19 protein-coding genes and 1 riboswitch are annotated in these 24,125 nt (G+C 75.1%); of the genes, 4 read left to right on the top strand and 15 right to left on the bottom strand.

What is annotated here, in order from left to right:
- Positions 1-134 precede the first annotated feature (134 nt).
- The gene (locus ACH4N1_RS26200; RefSeq protein ID WP_398100626.1) at positions 135-1,010 is read left to right on the top strand and encodes an SCO1860 family LAETG-anchored protein; all 876 of its coding nucleotides are present in this window, start codon (positions 135-137) and stop codon (positions 1,008-1,010) included.
- Between the two features lie 193 nt (positions 1,011-1,203).
- Here ACH4N1_RS26200 and cobC read toward each other — a convergent pair whose 3' ends face one another.
- Genes cobC through cobM form a run of 6 tightly spaced genes read right to left on the bottom strand, consistent with a single transcriptional unit; the run spans position 1,204 to position 7,632 of the window.
- On the bottom strand, positions 1,204-2,262 hold the full coding sequence (cobC, locus tag ACH4N1_RS26195) for an Rv2231c family pyridoxal phosphate-dependent protein CobC (protein WP_398100624.1): 1,059 nt from the start codon (positions 2,260-2,262) through the stop codon (positions 1,204-1,206).
- A complete protein-coding gene (locus tag ACH4N1_RS26190; protein WP_398100622.1) occupies positions 2,252-3,196 on the bottom strand; it encodes a sirohydrochlorin chelatase in 945 nt (314 codons plus the stop codon). Before ACH4N1_RS26190 ends, cobC begins: the two co-directional genes overlap by 11 nt.
- Positions 3,193-3,807, bottom strand: coding sequence for a precorrin-8X methylmutase (locus ACH4N1_RS26185; RefSeq protein ID WP_398100620.1), 615 nt, complete (start codon positions 3,805-3,807; stop codon positions 3,193-3,195). Before ACH4N1_RS26185 ends, ACH4N1_RS26190 begins: the two co-directional genes overlap by 4 nt.
- The gene (gene cobJ, locus ACH4N1_RS26180) at positions 3,804-5,486 is read right to left on the bottom strand and encodes a precorrin-3B C(17)-methyltransferase (RefSeq protein ID WP_398100618.1); all 1,683 of its coding nucleotides are present in this window, start codon (positions 5,484-5,486) and stop codon (positions 3,804-3,806) included. Before cobJ ends, ACH4N1_RS26185 begins: the two co-directional genes overlap by 4 nt.
- On the bottom strand, positions 5,483-6,817 hold the full coding sequence (gene cbiE / locus ACH4N1_RS26175) for a precorrin-6y C5,15-methyltransferase (decarboxylating) subunit CbiE (protein ID WP_398100616.1): 1,335 nt from the start codon (positions 6,815-6,817) through the stop codon (positions 5,483-5,485). Before cbiE ends, cobJ begins: the two co-directional genes overlap by 4 nt.
- Positions 6,814-7,632, bottom strand: a complete 819-nt coding sequence (cobM, locus tag ACH4N1_RS26170) for a precorrin-4 C(11)-methyltransferase (RefSeq protein ID WP_398100614.1) — start codon at positions 7,630-7,632, stop codon at positions 6,814-6,816. Before cobM ends, cbiE begins: the two co-directional genes overlap by 4 nt.
- Positions 7,633-7,727: 95 nt before the next feature.
- Here cobM and ACH4N1_RS26165 point away from each other — a divergent pair, with 95 nt between their 5' ends.
- Positions 7,728-8,456 carry a ZIP family metal transporter gene (locus ACH4N1_RS26165; RefSeq protein ID WP_398100612.1) on the top strand — a complete coding sequence of 243 codons (729 nt, stop codon included), beginning with the start codon at positions 7,728-7,730 and terminating at the stop codon, positions 8,454-8,456.
- A gap of 245 nt (positions 8,457-8,701) precedes the next feature.
- Here the strand turns inward: ACH4N1_RS26165 and cobI are convergent, their stop codons facing one another.
- The 9 genes from cobI to ACH4N1_RS26120 form a co-directional block, all read right to left on the bottom strand.
- Complete coding sequence (gene cobI / locus ACH4N1_RS26160; protein ID WP_398100610.1) at positions 8,702-9,451, bottom strand: precorrin-2 C(20)-methyltransferase; 750 nt, start codon at positions 9,449-9,451, stop codon at positions 8,702-8,704.
- Positions 9,448-10,893, bottom strand: a complete 1,446-nt coding sequence (locus ACH4N1_RS26155) for a cobyrinate a,c-diamide synthase (RefSeq protein ID WP_398100608.1) — start codon at positions 10,891-10,893, stop codon at positions 9,448-9,450. Before ACH4N1_RS26155 ends, cobI begins: the two co-directional genes overlap by 4 nt.
- On the bottom strand, positions 10,890-11,489 hold the full coding sequence (gene cobO, locus ACH4N1_RS26150; RefSeq protein ID WP_398100606.1) for a cob(I)yrinic acid a,c-diamide adenosyltransferase: 600 nt from the start codon (positions 11,487-11,489) through the stop codon (positions 10,890-10,892). Before cobO ends, ACH4N1_RS26155 begins: the two co-directional genes overlap by 4 nt.
- Positions 11,489-13,495, bottom strand: coding sequence for a putative cobaltochelatase (locus ACH4N1_RS26145; protein ID WP_398100604.1), 2,007 nt, complete (start codon positions 13,493-13,495; stop codon positions 11,489-11,491). The genes cobO and ACH4N1_RS26145 overlap by 1 nt, the downstream gene beginning before the upstream one ends.
- 172 nt (positions 13,496-13,667) lie before the next feature.
- Positions 13,668-17,321 carry a cobaltochelatase subunit CobN gene (gene cobN, locus ACH4N1_RS26140; RefSeq protein ID WP_398100602.1) on the bottom strand — a complete coding sequence of 1,218 codons (3,654 nt, stop codon included), beginning with the start codon at positions 17,319-17,321 and terminating at the stop codon, positions 13,668-13,670.
- Positions 17,318-18,910, bottom strand: coding sequence for a cobyric acid synthase (locus tag ACH4N1_RS26135; protein WP_398100600.1), 1,593 nt, complete (start codon positions 18,908-18,910; stop codon positions 17,318-17,320). Before ACH4N1_RS26135 ends, cobN begins: the two co-directional genes overlap by 4 nt.
- Positions 18,907-19,875 (bottom strand): cobalamin biosynthesis protein, encoded by a 969-nt coding sequence (locus tag ACH4N1_RS26130; protein WP_398100598.1) that lies wholly within the window; start codon positions 19,873-19,875, stop codon positions 18,907-18,909. Before ACH4N1_RS26130 ends, ACH4N1_RS26135 begins: the two co-directional genes overlap by 4 nt.
- 100 nt (positions 19,876-19,975) lie before the next feature.
- Positions 19,976-20,108, bottom strand: a riboswitch (cobalamin riboswitch).
- Positions 20,109-20,252: 144 nt separating this feature from the next.
- Complete coding sequence (locus ACH4N1_RS26125; RefSeq protein WP_366060508.1) at positions 20,253-20,474, bottom strand: hypothetical protein; 222 nt, start codon at positions 20,472-20,474, stop codon at positions 20,253-20,255.
- Positions 20,475-20,508: 34 nt separating this feature from the next.
- On the bottom strand, positions 20,509-21,756 hold the full coding sequence (locus ACH4N1_RS26120; protein ID WP_398100596.1) for an anion permease: 1,248 nt from the start codon (positions 21,754-21,756) through the stop codon (positions 20,509-20,511).
- A gap of 222 nt (positions 21,757-21,978) precedes the next feature.
- On the opposite strand from ACH4N1_RS26120, the gene ACH4N1_RS26115 reads away from it, so the two are divergent.
- Both ACH4N1_RS26115 and ACH4N1_RS26110 read left to right on the top strand, forming a co-directional pair.
- The gene (locus ACH4N1_RS26115; RefSeq protein WP_398100594.1) at positions 21,979-22,680 is read left to right on the top strand and encodes a class II aldolase/adducin family protein; all 702 of its coding nucleotides are present in this window, start codon (positions 21,979-21,981) and stop codon (positions 22,678-22,680) included.
- A gap of 279 nt (positions 22,681-22,959) precedes the next feature.
- Positions 22,960-24,087, top strand: coding sequence for an alpha/beta hydrolase (locus ACH4N1_RS26110; RefSeq protein WP_398100592.1), 1,128 nt, complete (start codon positions 22,960-22,962; stop codon positions 24,085-24,087).
- Positions 24,088-24,125: the final 38 nt, after the last annotated feature.

The raw sequence follows: 24,125 nt of genomic DNA, 5'->3' as shown, positions 1-24,125 counted from the left end.
AGGCGTGTACGGGTGCGCCACGTTGGGGTGAACCCGTGCCGGGGCCCTGTCGAACGGGCGGCGGTGCGACATCCTTTCGAGGTCCCAAGCTTTCTCTCCGGGGGTCCCACACCGTGAACGTCCACCGCTTCCGCATGCCCGCACGCCGTTGCGCCACCGTGCTGGCCGCCGCCGCCCTCGCCGCCGGTCCCGCGGCGCTGGCCGGCGCGCCCGCCGCCCACGCGACCGAGGAGGGGAGCGCGAGCGCCGTGGTGCTGCGCACCGGCCTCGACGTGGCCCTGCTCGACAAGACCGTCGACGTGCCCCTCACCGTCTCCCTCAACGAGGTCCGGGCGCCGCAGAGCGCCGGGCGGACCGCGCTGACGGCCGAACTCGACGGCGTCGACGGCGGCCGCCCCTTCAGCGTGCTGCGCGCGGACGTGGCCGAGGCCTCCACCCGGCTCGCCCACGCCAGGCTGCACGTTCCGGGGCTGCCGCTGCTCTCCCTCGTCGAGATCGAGGCCGTCTCCTCCCGTGCCGTCTGCGAGGCCGGCAGGACACCGGTCGCCACCTCCCGCCCGGTCGGCGCGGTGACCGTCCTCGGCAAGCGGGTGACGGTGTCGGCGGGCGGTCCCACCGACGTGAAGGTGCCGGGGGTGGGAGAGGTCCGGCTGGACCTCGCGCAGCACGCGACGACGTCGCGCACGGCCGCCGCGACGGCGCTGAGACTCACCGTCTCCGTCGACCCGTTGAACCTCAACGTCGCCGAGGTGACGGGCACGGTGACGCTGGCCGAGGCCACCTGCGAGACGCCCGCGGCGCCGCGCGGGGAGGCCCCGCCGAGCGCCGTATCCGCCGAGCCGGCAGACCCCGCCGAGCCCGTCGGGGACGTCGAGGCACAGGGCGCCCGCGCGGAGGCCGGGCTCGCCGAGACGGGCGGCGGCTCGATGACGCCGTACCTCGCGGGCGGCGCGGTCGCCCTGCTGACGGCGGGCGGGGGAGCGGTGGCCCTGGCGCGGCGCCGCCGCTGAGGACCGGAGGCAGCCCCCGGTCCCCCGGCCTCTGCCCACCCACCACCCGGCTCGGTGGACCGAATGGCGACGGTCGGGCATCTCAACCCGTCCGGCGCTTGAGGACGAGGCGCGAAGCGCCGACAGGGGGTCCGGGGGCGGAGCCACCGGGTTCGGGGGGGGAAGGGGCGGCGGGGGCGGAACACCCCCGGCGTCACCCCGCCGCCCCCACCACCGTCCCCACCGCCCGCAGGAACCCGTCCACCGTCCCGCGGTCCCGCACCGCGACCCGCAGCCAGTCCTCACCCAGCCCGGGAAACGTGTCCCCGCGCCGCACCGCGTACCCGAGGGCACGCAGCTCCCGCCGCACCGCCACCGCCGCGGGCACCCGCACCAGCACGAACGGCCCCTGCGCGGGCCCCGCCACCCGCACGCCGGCCCCCGCGAACCGCGCCAGCCCGGCCACGAGATGCGCCCGGTCGGCAGCCACCCGCTCCGCCGCCTCCGCCGCCTCGGACAGCGCCCGCGGCGACACGCAGGCCTCGGCCGCCGCCAGCGCGGGCGTGGACACCGGCCACAGCGGCTGGGCCCGCTCCAGCTCGCCGACGGTGTCCGGCCCGGCGAGGACGTACCCGATGCGCAGCCCCGCCAGCCCCCACGTCTTCGTCAGGCTGCGCAGCACCACCAGACCGGGCACGTCCGTCCGCCCGGCCAGGGCCTCGCGCTCGCCCGGCACCGCGTCCATGAACGCCTCGTCGACGACCAGTGTCCGCCCGGGCCGGGCGAGCCCGGCGACCGCGGCGGCGGGATGCAGCACCGACGTCGGGTTCGTCGGGTTGCCGATCACCACCAGATCGGCGTCCTCGGGAACGGCCGCCGGATCGAGCCGGAAGCCGTCCTCCTCCCGCAGCAGCACCCGGTCGACGCTGTGCCCCGCGTCCCGCAGCGCGGCCTCCGGCTCGGTGAACTGGGGGTGCACCACGACCGGCCGGCGGACCTTCAGGGCGCGGGCCAGCAGCACGAACGCCTCCGCCGCACCCGCCGTCAGCAGCACCCGCTCCACCGGCAGCCCGTGCCGCGCCGCCACCGCCGCCCGCGCGGCCCGCCCGTCGGGGTAGGCCGCGAGCCCGGTCAGGGACGCGGCGACGTGCTCGCGCAGCCACGCCGGGGGCGTGTCCGCGCGGACGTTGACGGCGAGGTCGACCAGCGCCGAGCCGTCGTCGCGCACCTCCGCGTCCCCGTGGTGCCGCAGGTCGTGCCCGTCAGTGTGCATGGGAATGCGCGTGCCCTCCGTGATGGTGGTGACCAGGGCCATGACCGTGGCCGTGGTCGTGGCCCTCGTCGTCGGGGTGGAAGTGCGGCTGCTGCGGCTGCCCCACCTTGTCCTCGAAGCCGGGCAGCGCGATCCGGTACACGCACGAGTCGCAGTTCATCCGCAGATCACCCTTGACGGCCTCCGCGTACCGTTCCATCACCAGGTCCAGCAGCTCCGGCTCGGGCCCGATGACGTCCGCCGACCGCACCTCGACCTCCGGGTGGGCGGCCGCCCACTCCTCGGTCTGGCGCCGCACCCGGTCCGGCAGGATCCCGGTGAACAGGAAGTAGGGCAGGACGACGATCCGCCGCGCGCCGAGCCTGAGGCACCGGTCGAGCCCGCCCGGCACGTCCGGCGCCGCCAGCGACACGAACGCGGTCTCCACACCGGCGTACCCGCGGCCCTCCCACAGCAGGCGGGCCGCCTTGTGCACCTCGGCGTTGGCGTCCGGGTCGGTCGAGCCGCGCCCGACGAGCAGGACGGTCACGTCGGCCAGCTCCTCGGGCGTGCGCGCGCCGCCCAGCGCCTCGTCCAGCCGCCGCCCCAGCACGTTCAGCAGCGCCGGGTGCGGGCCCAGCGGACGGCCGTACGTGTAGGAGATCCCCGGGTGCCGCTCCTTCTCCCGGGCCAGCGCCGCCGGGATGTCCCCCTTGGCGTGGCCGGCGGACACCAGCATCAGCGGGACGGCCGCGAACCGCCGTACGCCGCGCTCCACCAGGTCCGTCACCGCCTCGCCCAGCGGCGGCGGGGACAGCTCGATGAAGCCGCCCGCGACGGGCAGTTCGGGGTGGCGGCGGCCCAGCTCCCGGACGAAGTCGCGGAACGCCTCGGCTCCGGCCTCGTCCCGGGTGCCGTGGCCGGCGATGAGCAGGGCGGGCGGCGGGGTGGTCACGGTTTCTCCTCGGAGTGTGAATCGGCGTGCGAATCGGAGTGCGAAAGGGGGGTGTACAGCAGGGCGTTGAGCGCGGCGGCGGCGACCGCCGAGCCGCCCTTCTCGGACACGTTGCTCACGGCGGGCAGGCCGCTCCCGCGCAACGCGGCCTTGGACTCGGCCGCGCCGACGAAACCGACGGGCAGGCCGATGACGAGCGCGGGGGAGGCGTCGAGGGTGAGCAGCTCCTCCAGGGCGGTCGGCGCACAGCCGATCACCCACAGGGCGCCGGGCCCGACCTGCTCGTACGCCAGCCGGACCGCGTGCGCCGAACGCGTCAGCCCGGGACCGGCCACGGCGTCCCGGAGCCGGCAGACGGTCTCGCGCCGGGTGATGCCGGCGGCCACCATCTCCACGTCCACGACCACCGGCGCCCCGGCGTGCAGCGCGGCGTGCGCCTTCTCCAGGGCGACCTCGTCCATGACGAGGTCGCCCGCGTACTCCAGGTCGGCGGCGGAGTGGATCACCCGCTCCACCACCGCCCGGGTCAGCGGCGGGAAGTGCGAGGTGTCCAGGCGGGCGCGCAGCCGCCGGAAGGACTCCTGCTCGATCGGGTGGACCACGCGGTTCACTTGGGCTCCTCCTGCCAGCGGTAGCCGCGCGGCGTCACCATGCGGCCGGCGATGTCGCGGGTCGCCGTGTTGCCCACCGTCACGACCGTCATCATGTCCACCGTCGCCGGGTCGAGCAGCGCGAGCGTCGTCACCCGCGCGGTGCCGTCCGGGCGTGAGGCGTTGCGCACGACGCCCACCGGGGTCGTCGGCTCCCGGTGCCCCGCGAGGATCGCCAGCGCCTTCGGCAGCTGCCAGTCCCGGCCCCGGCTGCGCGGGTTGTAGAACGTCACCACGAGGTCCGCCTCGGCCGCCGCCCGCACCCGCCGCTCGATGACCTCCCACGGCGTGTGCAGGTCGGACAGGCTGATCGACACGTGGTCGTGGCCCAGCGGCGCGCCCAGCAGCGCGGCGGCGGCCAGCGCGGCGGTCACCCCCGGCACGCCGACCACGTCGATGTCGTCGGACGCCTCGGCCAGCGCGGGGGAGGCCATGGCGTACACGCCGGCGTCCCCGCTGCCGATCAGCGCGACGGCGTGCCCGCGCCGGGCCTCGGCGACGGCCGTGCGGGCCCGCTCCTCCTCCGCGCCGAGCCCGGACTCCAGCACCCGGGTGCCGGGCCGCAGCAGGTCACGGATCTGGTCGACGTACTGGTCGAGGCCGACGAGCACCGAGGCGCGCCGCAGCTCGGCCTTCGCGCGCGGGGTGAGCAGGTCGCGGGCGCCGGGCCCGAGCCCGACCACCGCCAGCCGGCCGCGTCCGGGCCGCCGTACGACGGCACAGGTCGCCGTCGCGGGGACACCGGCCGACTTGCGCTTGGGCACGAGGAGTTCGCCGCCGCCGGCCAGGGCGGCCGCCTCGGCGACGGACGGGGTGCCCACGGCGGCGAGGGGCGCGTCGGAGGGGTTCGGCACCGGCACCGCCGCCAGCTCCCCGGCCGGGTACGTCACCACCGGCACACCGAGCCGCTCGGCCGCCCCCACGATGCCCGGCTCCTCGCGCTTGGCGTCCACGGTGGCCAGCTCGGCGACGCAGCGCGCGGACAGACCCGCGTCCCGCAGGGCCGACTCGATCACGTCGAGCACTTCACCCACCGGAGCGCCCTTGGACGCACCGACCCCCACCACCAGCGACGGCGGACGCAGCAGCACCTCGCGCCCGGCGGGCGGGGCGGCCCGGTCCGTGAGGCGCACGGTCCAGGCGCCCCGCTCGGCGAACGGCACCGGCGGCAGCGGCCACGCCACCTCCGCGCGCAGCGCGACCGGCTCCCCGTCCAGCAGGGCCCGCGTCACGCCCGCGACATCGCCCTCCACGGGCATGCCGAGGGTGTCGAGACCGGGGATGCCGACGGCGTCCGTCGCCGTGGTCACCACGGGCACCGCACCCAGCGACTCGCCCACCTCGCGGGCCAGGTCGTTGGCGCCGCCCGCGTGCCCGCCGACCAGCGGCACCGCGAACCGGCCCGCCTCGTCGACGCACACCACACCCGGGTCGGACGCCTTGTCGGACAGCAGGGGCGCGACGAGCCGTACCACCGCGCCCGTCGCCAGGAAGCACACGAGCTGCTCGCACTCCGCGAACGCCCGCCGGACGGCGTCCCCGACGGGCCCGTCGTACACGCGCGTGCGGTCCGGCCACGCCGCGGCCAGCCGGTCGCGCGCCGCCGCCCCCGCCGCGGTGGCGGAAATGAGGCCGATCACTGGGCAACTCCTTCTTCAGGGACCTCCGCGGGAACTTCCGCAGAGTCTTCTCCAGGGACTTCTCCGGGAACTTCCTCGGGAATTTCTTCGGGAACTTCCTCGGGGACGGGGGTCCTCGCCCCCCACAGCAGGAAGACGGGATTGGTCGCCGCCAGCCGGGTCACGTCCCCCGGCAGCGGGGCCAGTCGCGAGGACTGCAGCAGGACGCCGTCGACGGCGAACCCGGCGTCCGTGAGCGCGGCCCGCGCCGCGGGCACCCGGTCCAGCGCGGCCATCGCGACGACCACGGTCCGCCGGGCCCGCCGCGCGCACGCCCCGACGATGCCGGGCAGCTCCCGCCCGCCGCCGCCGACGAACACCGCGTCCGGATCGTCGAGTCCGTCCAGCGCCCGCGGCGCGCTGCCGTGCACCACGTGCACGTCGACGCCGTGCGCGGCCGCGTTGGCGCGGATCCGTCCGACGCCGTCCCCGGACTTCTCCACCGCGCTGACCGCGGCGCCCAGCCGCGCGCACTCCACGGCCACCGACCCCGAACCGGAACCCACGTCCCAGACCAGGTCGCCGGGGCGCGGCCCGAGCCGGGCCAGGGCCAGCGCCCGCACCTCGAACTTGGTGATCATCGAGTCGCGGTGCGCGAAGTCGCCCTCGTCCAGCGCCCACCCGGCGGGCCGGCGCACCGGCCCCGCCAGCGTCCGCACGGGACCGGAGGCCCGCGCCTCGTCCAGGCACAGCACGACACTCACCGCCGTCCCCCAGTCGCGGGCCGCCGCCTCGGCGGGCGTGACCCGCTCCACGCGCTCGCGCGCCGGGTCGCCCAGCGCCGAGGCGACGACGAGCACCCGGCCGGGAGCGGTCCGGGCCAGCGCGGCGCCCAGCTCGGCGGGACCGGCACCGGGCCCGGTCAGCACGGCCACCTTCGGATGGGCCCGGCACACCTGGACCGCCGTCCGCGGATCCCGCCCGTGCGCACTGACGACGACGGCGTCCTCCCAGGTCAGACCGAGCCGCGCGAACGCGGTGGCGACCGAGGACACCCCCGGCACGACCTCCAGCCGGTCCGCGCCGAACCGCTCGGCGAGCGCCCGCACGATCCCGAAGAACCCCGGGTCCCCGGACGCCAGCACCACCACCCGCCGCTCCTCGGCGACGTACCTCTCGATGCCGTCGAGCGCGGGCGCCAGCGGCCCCAGCACGATCCGCCCGGCGCCCTCCGGCAGCTCCACGGCGTCCAGGTGCCGGCGTCCGCCGACGACGAGGTCCGCGCCCGCCGTCACTGCCGCGGGGACGGGCGCCCCGGTCCCCGTGCCGACGACGGTGATCGGACGGCTCACGTACGGGCACCCCGTTCGCGCAGGACCCTGCGGGCCTCGGGGTCGGCCTTGCGGTGGCCGTGGAAGTGACCGGGGTGGTACAGGTGCGAGCGGGTGCCGTGCGCGGCGAGCGCCGGGCCGACCAGGAACAGCGTGTGCTTCCACAGCTTGTGCTCCTTGACCGTCTCCTCCAGCGTGCCGATCGTGCACCGCACGACCAGCTCCTCCGGCCAGGTGGCCTGGTGGGCGACGACGACGGGCGTCTCGGTCGGGTAGCCGCCCTCCAGCAGCTCCCGCACCAGCTGTCCGCTGCGCGCGGCCGACAGGAAGACCGCCATGGTCGTGCCGTGCCGGGCGAACTCCCGCACCTCCTCGCCGGGCGGCATGGGCGTCTTGCCGCCGCCGAGCCGGGTGAGGATCACCGACTGCGCCACCTCGGGGATCGTCAGCTCGCGCCCGGCCAGCGCGGCGACGGCGGAGAAGGAGGACACCCCGGGCACGATCTCGGTGGCGATGCCGATCTCGTCGCAGCGGTCGACCTGCTCCTGGGTGCCGCCCCACAGGGCGGGGTCGCCGGAGTGGATCCGGGCGACCGCGAGGCCGTCCCGGTGCGCCCGTTCGTAGACGGCGACGACGTCCTCCAGGGACATGGTCGCCGAGTCGAGGACCTCCGCGTCCTCGCGCGCGTGCTCGAGGACCTCCGCCTGGACCAGGCTCGCGGCCCAGATCACGACGTCGGCCTCGGCGATGGCGCGGGCGGCACGGAAGGTCAGCAGGTCGGCGGCGCCGGGACCGGCGCCGACGAAGGTCACCTTGCCGGTGGGGGCGTCGGCCATGGGTTCGGGTCCTCTCATCACGGGGTGGAGTGCGGGGCGGGAGACGGGTGGTGGCGAAGGTGCGTGGCCGGGGCCCGATCGGATACGAAGGGCACATGGCGGTGTTCGTCGCGCTCGGCGCGTTCCTGATGACGTTGGCCGGCGGCTGGACCGCACAGCGCGTGACCGACCGCCGCCACCTGGTGCTGGGCCTGGCCGGGGGCCTGATGCTCGGCGTGGTCGGCCTGGACCTGCTGCCGGAGGCCCTGGAGGCGGCCGGCACGGAGGTCTTCGGGGTGCCCGCCGCGCTGCTGCTGTTCGTGGCGGGCTTCCTGCTGGCCCATCTGGTGGAACGTCTGCTGGCCCACCGGCAGGCCGCGCACGGCGCCGACGAACACGACGGCCGCAGCCCCCGGGTGGGCCTCACGGCGGCCGCGGCGATGGTCGGTCACAGCGCCATGGACGGCGTCGCGATCGGCGCGGCCTTCCAGGTCGGCGGCGGCATGGGCGCGTCCGTCGCGCTGGCCGTCATCGCCCACGACTTCGCGGACGGCTTCAACACGTACACCATCACCAGCCTGTACGGGAACGCCCGCCGCAGAGCCCTCACCATGCTGGTCGCGGACGCCGCGGCACCGGTGGTCGGCGCCGCCTGCACCACGTTCGTCACCATCCCCGGGCCACTGCTCGGCGGCTACCTGGGCTTCTTCGCCGGCGGACTGCTCTACCTGGCGGCGGCCGAGATCCTGCCCGAGGCCCACCACGAACACCCCGCCCGCTCGACGGTGCTGTGCACGATCGCGGGCGCGGCCTTCATCTGGCTGGTGGTGGGCCTGGCGCAGTGAACCGGCCGCCGCCCGGCGGCGGGCGTCGATGACGGAGCCGGTGGCGGGGCGGCCGGCGGCGGCCACGGAGCCGGTGGCCGGGCGACGGGCGGTGGTGACGGAGCCGGCGACCGGACGGCCGGGAGCCCCGGCGCGGGCCGACCGGTGGTGGGCCCCGGCGGGGGCCGGCTGCCGGCGAGGCCGGACCGCCGGACCGGTCACCGGCTTCCGGCGACACCCGGCGGCCGCCTCCGGGACGGGGCGTCTCACAGCTTGCCGCCCCGTCCGCCGTCGCGCCGCGCGGGCGCGATGAGCGTCGACAGGTAGGGGAGGGGCTCCCCGGCCAGCTCGGCGGCGGGCCGGACGGACTCCTCGGCCAGCCCGAGCGCCGATCCCCACACCGCGTCCTCGAGCCGCCCGGTCTCGCGCAGCGCCTCCGCGACCTCGGCGGCCTGCCGGCCGAACTTGTAGGCGACGACGGTGCCGGGTCCGGCCAGGGCGTCCTTGAGCACGGCCGACCCCGCCGTCACGGGCACCAGCGTCAACGGCTCGGTCCCCTCGGTCAGCACGGCCCCCGACCGCGCCGCGAGGTCCTGCATGGCGGTGATCCCGGGCACCGTCTCCACGACCGTGCCCGGCACCAACTCGCCGACGGTATGGGCGAGATACGTGAAAGTCGAGTACACGTTCGGATCGCCGATGGTGGCGAAGGCGACGGTGTCGACCTGCGTGAGCAACTGCGCCACCCGCTCCCCGGCGACGTCCCAGGCGGCCTCCCGCCGGCCCCGGTCGGTCCGCTCGTTCAGCGCGAACGCCACCCGGACGACCTTCTCCGCGGGCACGTAGTGGAGCACCGTGGCCTCGGCGCGCCCCCGCTCGGCGCCCGCCGTTCCGTCGGGCGCGGCCATCACGGGGACGACGACCACGTCGGCGGCCCGCAGAGCGTTGACGCCCTTCACGGTCACCAGCTCCGGATCCCCGGGACCGACCCCGACTCCGATCAGCCTGCTGCTCATGACGTCCGGCACCTCTCCACGAACCGACGGGCCGCACCGGGCGACGACGCCCAGTGCGTGTGCAGATAACTCGCGTGCACACCGCGCTCCACAAAACCCTCGACCCGCTTCACGGGAGCGAGGACCCCCCACGCGGGAGCCGCCCCGGCGCCCGGCTCGACGACGGTCCGGTGGAACTCGTGCCCCCGCATCCGCGTCCCCGCCCCGGCGAGCACGCTGTCGCCCACCGCGACGGCGTCCCGGTAGCCGAGGGTGAGCCGCCCGGTCATCCGGGCCGTGGCGTCGAGCACCCCGCACATGGGCCGCCCGTCCAGCTCCCGGCACAGATACAGCAGCCCGGCGCACTCGGCGGCGACCGGCGCCCCGCTCTCCGCGAGCGCGGCGACCTCCTTGCGGAGCCCCTCGTTCGCGGACAGCTCGGCGGCGTACACCTCGGGGAACCCGCCCCCCACCACCAACCCGGCCGTCCCCGGAGGCAGTCGCTCGTCCCGCAGCGGATCGAAGGTCACGACGTCGGCCCCGGCCGCGGCGAGCAGCTCGGTGTGCTCGGCGTAGGAGAAGGTGAACGCGGCCCCACCGGCGACGGCGACCGTGGGCGCCGGCCCCCCGGCCGGCCGGGCGGGGAGGGCCGGGAGGGCCGTGCGGTCATCGCCGGGCCGGGCCGTGATCCCGGCCCCGGCTCCGGCTTCGGTTGCGACCCCGGCCACGGCCTCGGTCGCGTCCCAGGCCGCACCCGGCAGCGGCCCCGCACCACGCGCCAGCGCGGCCAGTGCCTCCAGATCACACCCGGCCGAGACCTGCGCCGCCATGGCGGCCACCGCCTCCACCGCCCGCGCCCCGCGCTCGGCCACCGGCACCAGCCCCAGGTGCCGCGACGGCGTCTCCACCGCCGCGGCCCGCCGCAGCACGCCCAGCACCGGCACCCCCACCGACTCGAGCGCCTCCCGCAGCAACGCCTCGTGCCGGTCGGAGGCGACCTTGTTCAGGATCACGCCCCCGATCCGCACCCGCGGGTCCCACGACACGAACCCGTGCACCAGCGCCGCCACCGACCGCGACTGCGACGACGCGTCCACGACCAGCACCACCGGCGCCCGCAGCAGCTTCGCCACCTGCGCCGTGGACGCCAGCTCACCCTGCCCCGCGGCCCCGTCGTACAGCCCCATCACGCCCTCGACGACGGCGATGTCACACCCGCGCGCCCCGTGCAGGAACAGCGGAGCCACCAGCTCCGGCCCGCACAGGTACGCGTCGAGGTTGCGCCCCACCCGCCCGGTGGCGAGCGCGTGGTACCCGGGATCGATGTAGTCCGGCCCCACCTTGTGCGGGGACACGGCGAGCCCCCGCGCGGCGAACGCGGCCATCAGCCCCGTGGCGACGGTGGTCTTGCCGCTGCCCGACGAGGGCGCGGCGACGACCAGCCGTGGGACGGAGGACGTCACCACTCGATGCCCCTCTGCCCCTTCTGCCCCGCGTCCATGGGGTGCTTGACCTTGGTCATGTCGGTCACCAGGTCCGCGAACTCCACCAGCTTCTGCGGCGCGTTGCGCCCGGTGATCACGACGTGCTGGGTACCGGGCCGGTCGCGCAGCACCTCCACGACCTCGTCGGTGTCGATCCATCCCCAGTGCATCGGGTACGCGAACTCGTCGAGCACGTACAGCCGGTACGTCTCGGCGGCCAGATCGCGCTTGACCTGCTCCCAGCCCTCGCGGGCCTTCTCCTCGTTGTCCATCTGAGAGTCCCGCTGCACCCAGGACCAGCCCTCGCCCATCTTGTGCCAGGCGACCGACCCGCCCTGCCCGGAGTCCCCGAGCACCCGCAGCGCGTTCTCCTCGCCGACCTTCCACTTCGCCGACTTGACGAACTGGAACACCCCGATGGGCCACCCCTGGTTCCAGGCCCGCAGCGCGAGCCCGAACGCGGCCGTCGACTTGCCCTTGCCGACCCCGGTGTGCACGACGACCAGCGGCCGGTTGCGCCGCTGACGGGTCGTCAGTCCGTCGTCCGGTACGACACTCGGCTGTCCCTGCGGCATTACGCGGCCCTCCTCGAAGTCCCCTGCACGTCCCTGACCAGCCCGGCGATCGCGTCCGCCCGCAACTCGTCGAGCGTGACGGCGCTGCCCCCCAGCTCGACCGCGAGCCGCCCGGCGAGCCCCAGCCGCACCGGCCCGGACTCGCAGTCCACGACCACGGACGCGACCCCGTCGGCCGCGAACAGCCGGGCCGCCCGCCCGGCGAGGGCGACGGGGTCGGGCCCGCCGGTCGCCCGCCCGTCCGTCACCACGACGACCAGCGGCCGCCGGGCGGAGTCCCGCAACCGCTCCACCCGCAGCACGTCGTGCGCCCGGAGCAGCCCGGCCGCCAGCGGCGTACGCCCCCCGGTCGGCAACGACTCCAGCCGTACCGCCGCCGCGTCCACGGACGAGGTCGGCGGCAACGCCACGTCGGCGGCCGACCCCCGGAACGTCACCAGCCCCACCTTGTCCCGCCGCTGGTAGGCGTCCAGCAGCAGCGACAGCACGGCGCCCTTGACGGCGCTCATCCGCTGCCGCGCCGCCATCGAACCGGAGGCGTCGACCACGAACAGCACGAGATTGCCCTCGCGCCCCTCCCGCGTCGCCTGCCGCAGATCGTCACGGCGCACGACCAGCCCGCGCCCGGACCGCCCGCGCGCCCGCTGGTGCGGCGCCGCCGCCTGCACGGTCGCCGCCAGATGCAGCTTGGTCAGCGCCCCCCGGGGCCGCCGGGACCCGGTGGTCCGCCCCTGCTCGGTCCGCGCCCGCGACCGCCGCCCGGCGGCGCCCTCCCCGATCCCCGGCACGCTCAGCGCCTTGGTCCGGAAGGGCTCGCCGGCCCGCGCCGGCTGCTGCTCACCGGCGCCGCTCCCCGGGGTCTGCGGCTCACCGCTCTCCCCGGCCTCGGGACGCGCTCCGGCGTCACCGTCCTCGGGCCCCTCCGAAGGCGGCTGCCCGCCGCCTCCGCCGGGCCCGTCCGGACCGGGGTCCGGGTCGGGGTCCTCGTCGTCGGACCCGCCGAACTCCTCCAGCGTCTCGTCGAGCTTGCCTTCGTCGAGCCCGGGCGCGTCGAAGGGGTTGCGGCGCCGCCGGTGCGGCAGCGCGAGCAGCGCGGCCTGCCGGACATCCTCCGCGAGCACCTCGGTCCGCCCGGCCCACGCCGCCAGCGCGGTGGCCGTCCGCGCCATCACGATGTCGGCCCGCATCCCGTCGACTTCGAAGGCCGCGCAGGTCGCCGCGATCTGCCGCAGCGCCCCGTCGCCCAGCCGCACCGACGGCAGCAGCTTGCGCGCCGCCACGATCCGCGCCCGTACGGCGGTCTCCTCGTCGGCCCACCGGGCGGCGAAGGCGGCGGGGTCGTCGTCGTACGCCAGCCGCCGCCGGACCACCTCGACCCGCTGGTCGGGCTCCCGGGAGGCGGCGACCTCCACGGTCAGCCCGAACCGGTCGAGCAGCTGCGGCCGCAGCTCGCCCTCCTCCGGGTTCATGGTGCCGACCAGCAGGAACTTCGACGCGTGCCGCACGGACACGCCCTCGCGCTCGACGTAGGAGGCTCCCATGGCGGCGGCATCCAGCAGAACGTCGATGAGGTGGTCATGGAGCAGGTTGACCTCGTCGACGTAGAGGATGCCCCGGTTCGACGTGGCGAGCAGACCCGGCTCGAACGCCTTCACCCCTTCTGTCAGCGCCCGCTCGATGTCGAGCGCGCCGACCAGCCGGTCCTCGGAGGCGCCGACGGGCAACTCGACCATCCGCGCCGGGCGTTCGGCTCCGGGCCCCGGCTCGTGCGGCCCGTCCGGGCACGCGGGGTCCGGCGCCGCGGGATCGCAGGAGAACCGGCAGCCGGGGACGACCTCCACCGGTGGTAGCAACGCCGACAGCGCACGCACCGCAGTGCTCTTGGCAGTGCCTTTCTCACCTCGAACGAGAACCCCGCCCACCGCAGGGCTCACCGCGTTGAGCAGGAGCGCCAGTCGAAGATCGTCCTGCCCGACGATGGCGGTGAACGGATAAGGCGTGCTCACGCGGCGATCACTCCTTGGTGTGAAACGGACTCAGACGGTGCGCAATCCGCATGCCGTTCTGCGAATGTCGAAGCGTGCTCCCCGCTCGTGCGGGGGGGATGGTCCACTGCTCCACGAACATCTCGTCGAGCTGTTCCTGTGCTCCCCGCCCGCGCGGGGATACCGAGGGAGATCACGCGTCCCCCTCCAGATCACCCTCAAGCTCGAGGTAGGTCGCCTGGAGCCGGGCCAGGGTCTCCTGGTCCGGCTCCGCCCACAGGCCACGGTCCGCCGCTTCCAGCAGGCGCTCCGTGATCCCGCGCAACGCCCACGGGTTGGACTTCCTCATGAAGTCCCGGTTCTCCGGGTCGAAGACGTACTCGGCGCTGAGCTTCTCGTACATCCAGTCGTCGACCACGCCCGCCGTGGCGTCGTAGCCGAAGAGGTAGTCGACGGTCGCCGCCATCTCGAAGGCGCCCTTGTAGCCGTGCCGCCGCATCGCGGCCATCCAGCGGGGGTTGACCACCCGGGCGCGGAACACCCGGTGGGTCTCCTCGCCCAGCGTCCGCGTCTTCACCTGGTCCGGAGTGGCCGAGTCGCCGACGTACGCCTCGGGGGAGGCGCCCGTCAGATGGCGCACCATGGCGACCATGCCACCGTGGTACTGGAAGTAGTCATCCGCATCCGCGATGTCATGTTCACGTGTATCCACATTCTTCGCGGCGACCGCGATCCGCCGGAACGCCGTCTCCATGTCCCCGCGCGCCGCCCGTCCGTCGAGTCCGCGCCCGTAGGCGTAGCCGCCCCACACCGCGTACACCTCGGCGAGGTCGGCGTCCGAGCGCCAGTTGCGGGCGTCGATCAGCGGCAGCAGTCCCGCGCCGTACGCGCCCGGCTTGGAGCCGAAGACGCGGGCCGTCGCCCGGCGCCGGTCGCCGTGCTCGGCGGTGTCCTCGTCGGCGTGCGCCTTCACGTAGTTGACGTCGGCCGGTTCGTCCAGCTCGGCCACCGCCCGCACCGCGTCGTCGATCAGCCCGACGACGTGCGGGAACGCGTCGCGGAAGAACCCGGAGATGCGGACCGTGACGTCGATGCGGGGCCGGCCCAGTTCCGCCGCCGGCACGATCTCGAAGCCGGTCACCCGGCGCGAGGCGTCGTCCCACACCGGGCGGCAGCCCAGCAGCGCGAGGATCTCGGCGATGTCGTCGCCCTGGGTGCGCATGGCCGAGGTGCCCCACACCGTCAGGCCGACCGACTTCGGGTACGCGCCGGTGTCCTGGAGGTACCGCTGCACCAGTGAGTCGGCGAGGGACTGGCCGACCTCCCAACTCAGCCGGGAAGGAATGGCCTTGGGGTCGACCGAGTAGAAGTTGCGGCCGGTCGGAAGGACGTTGACCAGACCGCGCGTCGGCGAGCCGGACGGACCGGCCGGGACGTAACCGCCGTTCAGCGCGCGGAGGATGTTCCCGATCTCGTCGGTGGTCCGCTCCAGCCGGGGCACGACCTCCGTGCAGGCGAACTCCACCACCGCGACGGCGTCCGGGAGTTCGGTGCCCAGGACCTCCCGGACGAGCGCACGGCTCTCACCTGCCGCCCACCCCCGCGCCTCCATGCCCTCCGCGATCCGCCGGCACAGCTGCTCCAGCAGGTCGATCGCGTCGGCGGCGCTGCGCGAGGGGCCCGGCACCAGGTCCGTCAGCTCCACCGGGACCTTGACCGGCGCCCCCGGCTCGGCGAGCAGCTCCTTCTCGGCCAGCCCGAAGTGCTCCGCCAGGCAGGCCCGCAGACCCGGCAGCGCGTTCGCCCGCCCGCCCCACACCTGCGAGGCCCGCAGCACGGCCAGCACCAGGTTCACGCGCGGTTCGCCCACCGGCCCGCCGCCGAGGACGTGCAGGCCGTCGCGGATCTGCACGTCCTTGATCTCGCACAGATAGCCGTCGATGTGCATGACGAACTCGTCGAACGCCTCGTCGTCCGGCTGGTCGTCGACGTGCAGGTCGTGGTGCAGCTCGGCCGCCTTCACCAGCGTCCAGATCTGCGCCCGCACGGCCGGCGCCTTCGCCGGGTCCAGGTCGGAGACGAGCGCGTACTCGTCGAGGAGCTGCTCCAGCTTGGCCAGGTCGCCGTAGGTGTCGGCGCGCGCCATCGGCGGCACCAGGTGGTCGACGACGGTGGCGTGCCCGCGCCGCTTGGCCTGCGTGCCCTCGCCGGGGTCGTTGACGATGAACGGGTAGATCAGCGGGAGTTCACCGAGGACGGCGTCGGGGGCGCAGCCCCCGCTGAGGCCCAGCCCCTTGCCCGGCAGCCACTCCATCGTGCCGTGCTTGCCCATGTGGACGATCGCGTCGGCGCCGAAACTGTTCTCCAGCCAGCGGTAGGCGGCCATGTAGTGGTGCGACGGCGGCATGTCGGGGTCGTGGTAGATCGCGATCGGGTTCTCGCCGAAGCCGCGCGGCGGCTGGATCATCACGACGACGTTCCCGAACCGCAGGGACGCCAGCACGATGTCGTCGCCGTCGACGTACAGGCCGCCCGGCGGCTCGCCCCAGGCGTCGAGCATGCCCTGCCTGAGGTCCGGGTCGAGTTCGTCGAACCAGGCCCGGTAGTCGGCCAGCGGCACCCGCGCGGGCGCGGCGGCGAGCTGCTCCTCGGTCAGCCACTCGACGTCGTGGCCACCGGCCTCGATCAGCCGGTGGATCAACTCGTCGCCGTTGTCGGGGTATTCGGTGAGCGAGTAGCCGGCGTCCCGGAGGGCGTCCAGCACCCGGACGGCGGAGGCGGGCGTGTCGAGGCCGACCGCGTTGCCGACCCGCGAGTGCTTGGTGGGGTAGGCGGTGAAGACGAGCGCGAGCTTCTTGTCGGCGTTCGCCTTGTGCTTCAGCCGGGCGTGCCGCACGGCGATCCCGGCGACGCGCGCGGCCCGCTCGGGGTCGGCGACGTAGACCGGGACGTCGTCCGGGCCCTGCTCCTTGAAGGAGAAGGGGACCGTGATCAGCCGCCCGTCGAACTCGGGGATCGCCACCTGCATGGCCGCGTCCATGGGGGACAGGGCGGCGTCGGAGGCGTCCCAGGCGGCCCTCGATGAGGTCAGGCACAGGCCCTGCAGCACCGGCACGTCGAGATCCGCGAGGGCCCCGATGTCCCAGGCCTCCTCGTCGCCGCCGGCCGAGGCCTGCGAGGCGTGCGTGCCGCCCGCCGCGAGGACGGTCGCGACCAGGGTGTCGGCCGTGCCGAGGATCTCGTACAGACCGGGATCGGCGTCGCGCAGCGAACCGCAGTACACCGGGAGGGCGTTGGAGCCCGTCGCCTCGATCGCGTCGCACAGCGTGTCCACGAAGGCGGTGTTGCCGCTCAGCTCGTGGGCGCGGTAGAAGAGCACGCCGACGGTCGGCCGGCCCTCCTGGCGCACCCGGTCGCCGTGGACGCCGTACGCGGGCATCCGCCGCGGCTCCTCGAAGCCCTCGCCCGTCAGCAGGACGGTGTCGGAGAGGAACCGCGCCAGTTCGGTGAGGTTGGCGGGCCCGCCCTCGACGAGGTACCGCAGCGCCTCCGCCACCACGCCGGCCGGCACGGACGACTCGGCCATCAGCTCCGCGTCCGGCACGGCCTCCCCGCCCAGCAGGACGGTGGGGATGCCGGACGCCTTCAGCGCGGCGAGCCCGTCCTCCCAGGCCCGCTTCCCGCCGAGCAGCCGTACGACGGCGACGTCCGAGCCCTCGATCAGGCCCGGGAGGTCCTCCGCGACGTCCACGCGGGTCGGATTGCCGATCCGGTACGAGGCACCGGCGGCGGCCCGGGCCGCCAGCAGATCGGTGTCGGCGGTCGACAACAACAACACTGTGCTCATGCGGGCGCTCCCGGTGGGATGAAAGGCAGTCCTTGCGGCGCGCCCGACTCGATGAGCCGCCACAGCGCGTCCGTGTCCGCGTGCTGTTCGATCAGGTCGCCGAGCCGGTCGAGCTGCTGCTCGCGCAGCGCGGCGAAGGAGGTGTCGGCGGCCGGCACGAAACGGCGGCCCGCGGCGGCCGCCACCTCCCGCAGGAACGCCCGGCGGAATCCGTCCGACTCCAGTGAGCCGTGCCAGTGGGTGCCCCAGGTCTGTCCGACCCGGCAGCCGTCCAGGAAGGCTCGGCCTCCGGTGACGTCGGCGACCCCGTGATGGATCTCGTACCCCTCGACCCGCTCGCCGAGGGCTTCCCCCACCGGCCGGGTGAGGGTCTTCTCGCGGGCGAACCGCACCCGGACGGGAAGGACGCCGAGCCCCGCGACCTCGCCGGCGCGCGACTCGACCTCGTCCTCGATGTGCTCGCCGAGGATCTGGAAGCCGCCGCAGACGCCCAGCACGGGCCGCTGCTCGGCGACCCTGCGCAGGATCGCGTCCGCCAGCCCGCGCTCCCGCAGCCACTCCAGTGCCCGGACCGTCCCCCGGGTCCCCGGCAGCACCACGAGGTCGGCGTCGGCCAGTTCCTCCGGCCGGTCCACGAACCGCACGACGACGCCCGGTTCGGCGGCCAGCGCGTCCACGTCGGTGAAGTTGGACATCAGCGGGACCGCGCAGACGGCGACCCGCAGCACGTCCTCGCCGACGGGCGCGGAGACGGCCGACTCCCGGACGGCGCCCCGCAGGGAGACCGCCATCCCGTCCTCCTCGTCGATCCCGAGCCCGTGCCGGAACGGCAGCACCCCGTACGTCCGCCGCCCGGTCAGCCCGTGCAGCATGTCCAGGCCCGGCTCCAGCAGCGAGACGTCACCGCGGAACTTGTTGACGAGGAACCCGGCGACCAGTTCCTGGTCCTGCGGCGAGAGCAGCGCGACGGTCCCGAAGAAGGAGGCGAAGACGCCGCCGCGGTCGATGTCGCCGACGACGAGCACGGGGAGCCGCGCGTTGCGGGCGATCCCCATGTTCACGATGTCGGTCCGCCGCAGGTTGATCTCGGCGGGACTGCCCGCCCCCTCACAGATCACCGCGTCATACGTGCCCCGCAACTCGGCGAGACAGTCGAGAACGGTCCCGAGGAGTTCCTCCTGCCGTCCGCCGCGCAGCCTGTTCCCGGGGGACGGCTCCCCGGATCCCCCGGATGCCCCGGATGCCCCGGATCCCCCGGGTTCTCCGGCCTTCCCGAAGAACCCGCGCGCGCTCATCTCGCCGACCGGCCTGCCGAGCAGCACGACCTGACTGCTGCGCTCGCCGCCCGGCTTGAGCAGCACCGGGTTCATCAGCGCCGTCGGCTCGATGCGGCAGGCCTGCGCCTGCATGGCCTGCGCGCGCCCGATCTCGGCGCCCTCGCGGGTCACGAACGAGTTGAGTGACATGTTCTGCGCCTTGAAGGGCGCCACCTTGACCCCCTGCCGCACCAGCCACCGGCAGATCCCGGCCGTGACGACGCTCTTGCCGGCGTCCGAGGTGGTGCCGGCGACGAGGAGACCCCCGCTCATGACGTACGCCCCTTCGCTCTCGCCGCGAGGACACCCGCGGAGACGACGCGCGCGGCGACGGTGACGCCGAGCGCGAGCAGGCCGACGCGGCGGGAGAGCCGCGCGGCACGTTCGATGTCGTGGGCCACGACGGGCCGCCCCCGCTCCCCGTTCAGCACGGGCCGGTGTTCGACGCGCCCGGCGTACGACAGCGTCCCGCCCAGCCGCACCCCGAGGGCACCGGCGAACGACGCCTCCACGGGACCGGCGTTGGGGCTGGGATGCCTGCGCGCGTCGGCCCGCCAGGCCCGCACCGCCCCGCGCGGGTCGTCACCGGCGACGGCGGCAAGGACGGCGGTCAGCCGCGCCCCCGGCCATCCGGCGACGTCGTCCAGCCGGGCCGACGCCCACCCGAAGCGGAGGTGGCGCGGCGAGCGGTGGCCGACCATGGCGTCCAGGGTGTTGACGGCCCGGAACCCGAGCAGTCCCGGCACGCCGCCGACGGCCCCCCACACCAGGGCGCCCACGACCGCGTCGGAGGTGTTCTCGGCGACGGACTCGACGACCGCGCGGGCGATGCCGTCGGCGTCCAGGGCCTGCGGGTCCCGTCCGCACAGGTGCGGCAGCCGTGCCCGCGCGCCCTCGACGTCCCCCGCTTCCAGGGCCCGCCCGATGCTCCGGGCCTCCCGTACCAGTGAGGTCCCGCCGACGACGGCCCACACGGCGGCACCGGTCAACGCGACGGAGGCGGCGGGGGAGCGGCGTACGGCACGGGAGGCGAGGGCTCCGAGGGCCACGGCGCCGCCGGCGCACACGGCGGTGTGCAGCGCGCCCCACCCGCGGTGGTCCCGCCACAGCACCCGTTCCACGCCGGCCGCGGCCCGCCCGAACACGGCGACCGGATGCCCCCGGCGCGGATCGCCGAGGAGGAGGTCCCCCAGGAGGCCGGCGGCGGCACCGTACGCGTATCGGCGATCGGCACCCATCGGCTCAGCCGGCCGACGGGCCGGGCAGCGACCTGGTGCGGTACCTCGAACGGCAGCCGAGCATGGCGATATGTCCTCACTCAGGGTGTCCACGCCCTGGTTCGACGAGACCGGCGACGAGAGTTCCTGGCTCCCGGGGGTGTCTACCCCGGTGACAGTGGCGGGACCGCGCCGGATTCACACCGGCTTCCTCTTCTGTCGCCGTACATGGCCCCGGCAGTCCACCACGGGCCCGGAACGGCCGTCAACTCGCTGTTGACCTGGGGCGGGACAGTGTGCAGAACCCCACACACCGCCGGTCACGGCCGTCACGCACGCGTGGGGCGCGGGACGGTGGTCCGTCCCGCGCCCCACGCGCGTGTGTGCGTGCCGGTCCGTCAGGCGACGATCAGCGAGATCCCGTAGGCCACCGCCCCGGCGCACGCCGCGAAGCACGCGTACGCGCCGGTGACGGCCAGGGTGGCGGAGCCGCCCTGGGCCGCGGCCCGTTCGCGGCGGGAGAGGCCCATGATGCCGAGGGTGAAGAGGGCCACGAGGGCCACGGTGACGACGAGACTGACGCCGAAGACGGAGCCGAGAGCCGCCCAGTCGATCTTCATGCTGCTTCTTCCTTCGTACCGGTGGGGGCGGGACTCAGACGGTGGTGACGGTGGGAGCGGCCGGCGGAGCCGGCTCCGCCGCCGGGGCGGGGATGGTGGCCGTGAGGTCCTCGGCGACCGTGCCCGCCGGGGGCGGGGTCACGGCGGCGATCGCGGTGGTGACCACGCCGGCCGGTTCCTCGTCCGCGTCGACGACGTTCGTGTGGTCGATGACCTCGCGCCGCGAGATCTTCCAGATCGCCGCGCTGGAGGCGATGAGGAACACCGCGACGAGCGCCGTGCCCCAGTCGCCGAGGCCGGTCACGTACTCGGCGAGGGCGCCGACCAGGGCCGCGGCCGGCAGCGTCAGGCCCCAGGCCACGAACATCCGGGTCGCGGTCGACCAGCGGACGACGCCGCCCTTGCGGCCGAGGCCCGCGCCCATCACCGAGCCGGACACCGAGTGCGTGGTGGAGAGCGAGAAGCCGAGGTGGGAGGAGGCCAGGATGACGGTGGCCGCGCTGGTCTGGGCGGCGAAGCCCTGCTGCGGCTGGAGGTCGGTCAGGCCCTTGCCCATGGTGCGGATGATGCGCCAGCCGCCGAGGTAGGTGCCGAGCGCGATCGCCAGGCCCGCGGACAGGATGACCCACAGCGGCGGGTCGGAGTCGGGGGCGACGGCGCCGCCGGCGACCAGGGCGAGGGTGATGATGCCCATCGTCTTCTGCGCGTCGTTGGTGCCGTGGGCGAGCGAGACCAGGCCGGCGGAGGCGATCTGGCCGGTCCGGTAGCCCTTGGCGGCGGCCTTGCCGTCGGCCTTCCTGCCCAGCGCGTACGACAGCCGGGTGGCGAGCATCGCCGCGACGCCCGCGACGATCGGCGCGGCGATGGCCGGGATCAGGACCTTGGTGACGAGCACGTCGCCGTGGACCGCGCCGGCGCCCGCCGAGGCGATGGTGGCGCCGATCAGGCCGCCCATCAGGGCGTGCGAGGAACTGGACGGCAGTCCGACCAGCCAGGTCATCAGGTTCCAGAGGATCGCGCCGACCAGGGCGGCGAAGATGACCTCGGGACGGATGCCGGTCTCGTCGACGAGACCCTTGGAGATCGTGTTGGCGACCTCCACGGAGAGGAAGGCGCCTACAAGGTTCAGAACGGCGGACATGGCCACCGCGACCTTGGGCTTGAGGGCACCGGTCGAGATGGTGGTGGCCATCGCGTTGGCGGTGTCGTGGAAACCGTTCGTGAAATCGAACGCGAGTGCGGTCACTACCACAATCGCGAGGATCAGCGAGAAGCTTTCCATTTACCCAGGCAATCGTTCGAGGTCATTGGCTGGATGAACGTAGGTAACCCGAGTGAACGGAAGGTGAACTGGGACGGGCTTCATGGTGTCCACAATCGGCGGAGTTCATTCCGCTTCGCCGTGACACCCCGGACGCCGCACGGGCCCGGGTCCCGCGCCCCCTTCTCCGGGGGTCCTGGAAGGCCGCGAAAGAGACGTTCGTCACCTGGCAGGATCGCGGGCATGGCAGAGCAGCGACGCGACACCGGTGACGGCATCCACGACCCCCGAGACCTCCGTGACGGGGAGGTCGCACACGCCTGGGAACAGCTCGTGGCGACGGCCCGCCGCACCGTCGCCGACCGGCTCGTCGTCGGCACCTCCGGCAACGTTTCGGTCCGCGTCGGGGACCTCGTCCTGGTCACCCCCTCGGGCGTCCCCTACGACCGCCTCACCCCGGACGACGTCACCGGCGTCGACCTCGACGGCCGGCAGGTCCTCGGCACCCTCACCCCGACCAGCGAACTGCCCATGCACCTCGCCGTCCACCGCACCACCGACGCCCGCGCCGTCGTCCACACCCACGCCGTGCACGCCACCGCCGTCTCGACCCTCGTGAGCGAACTCCCGTCCGTCCATTACATGACGGCCGCCCTCGGCGGCCCCGTCCGCGTCGCCCCCTACGCGACCTACGGCACCGAGGAACTCGCCCGCAACCTCCTGCACGCCCTCACCGACCGCACCGCCTGCCTCCTCCAGAACCACGGCACCCTCACCTACGGCACCACCCTCGACCAGGCCTACGACCGCACGGCCCAGCTGGAGTGGATGTGCCGGCTGTGGCTGACCGCCTCGTCCGTCCCGGGCCGCACCCCGAACCTGCTGACCGACGACCAGCTGGGGGAGGTCGCGGAACGCCTGCGGGGCTACGGGCAGAACCGCTGAGGCGACGCACCGGGGCCGCCGACAGGACCCCGACGTCCTCGGCGGCTCAGCGGTCCGGCGGTCCGGCGGCCGGTCCCGAGGCCGGGGCGTGGCGATACGCGGCTCCGCCGGGCGGGCCGCCGCGAGCTCCGCCGTGCGGGCCCGTCCGGTCACGGTGACGGCGGCCAGCCGCGGGCCGCCCGCCGCGGGCGCGCGGGCCGCCGGGCGCGCGGCCACCCGTCCGCCCCCCGGCCCCCTCCACCGCTGGCCCTCGGCGGGATCGGCCGGGACACTGGACGCGTGCGCACCGTCACGGCGACCGCCGTCACCGCAGCCGCGGCCCTGGCCGCCGGCGCCGCAAGCGTGGCCGCGGGCCGCCTCGCCAGCGACGCGGCGCTGAAGGCGTCACCCGGCCGCCCCCTGCCCACCGAACCCCGGCTCACCGTGCACGGCACGGCCGACGGCCGGGTGATCCTCACCCGCGACCTCGCCGCCCTGCGGCCGGGCACCTACGGACTCGCGGGCGACGGCTCCCACGCGGTCGTCGGTCCCGTCCTGGACAGCGCCCCGCACTCCGCCGACACGGTCGTACGACGTCTGGAGCGGGTCACCCACGGCACCCTCGACGCGGGCGACGCCGTGTGGCTCACCCCGAACCTGTACGTGGGCAACCCGAGCACCGCGCTCGGCCTCGACCACGCCGACGTCGACGTGCCCGGCGAGCTGGGACCGCTGCCCGCGTGGTTCGTCCCCGGCGCCCGCCGCACCTGGGTGATCGCCGTGCACGGGCTGGGCACCACCCGGGAACACGCCCTGAACCTGACCGGCTTCCTGCACCGCCGCCGCTTCCCGGTCCTCGCCCTGTCCTACCGCGGCGACCTGGGCGCGCCCCGCCCCCCGGACGGCCTCAACCACCTCGGCGGGACGGAGTGGCGCGACCTGGACGCGGCGATGCGCTACGCCGTCCGCTACGGCGCCGAACGTCTCGTCCTGCTCGGCTGGTCCACCGGTGCCACCATGGCCCTGCGCGCCGCCGCGCACTCGGGGCTCCGCAACCTCGTCTCGGGACTCGTGCTGGACTCCCCGGTCCTCGACTGGCAGGCCACCGTGCGGGCCCTCGCCTCCGCCCGCCACGTTCCCGGCGCGCTGCTGCCGCTGGCCGTCCGCGCCGCCGAGGGCCGCGCCGGCCTGGGCGCCGGCACCGCCGACGGGGCCGCCGACCCGGCCGCACCCGCCGTACCGACCCTGGTCGTCCACGGCCCCGGGGACACCGTGGCCCCGTGGGCGGCCTCCCGCCGCTTCGCCGACCGCCACCCCGGCCCGGTCACCCTCCACTCCGTCCCGCACGCCCCGCACGCCGCCATGTGGAACCCCGACCCGGCCGCCTACGAGGAAGTGCTGCGCCGCTTCCTGACCCCCTTGATGTGACGTGCCGCGGCGGGCCGCACCGGAACGGTCCCACGGGT

Origin of the sequence: Streptomyces sp. NPDC017202 (assembly GCF_044331705.1) — a bacterium.
Lineage (GTDB): Bacteria > Actinomycetota > Actinomycetes > Streptomycetales > Streptomycetaceae > Streptomyces.
Note: the sequence above shows the minus strand (reverse complement) of the source record. Positions and strands in the feature narration are given on the sequence as shown.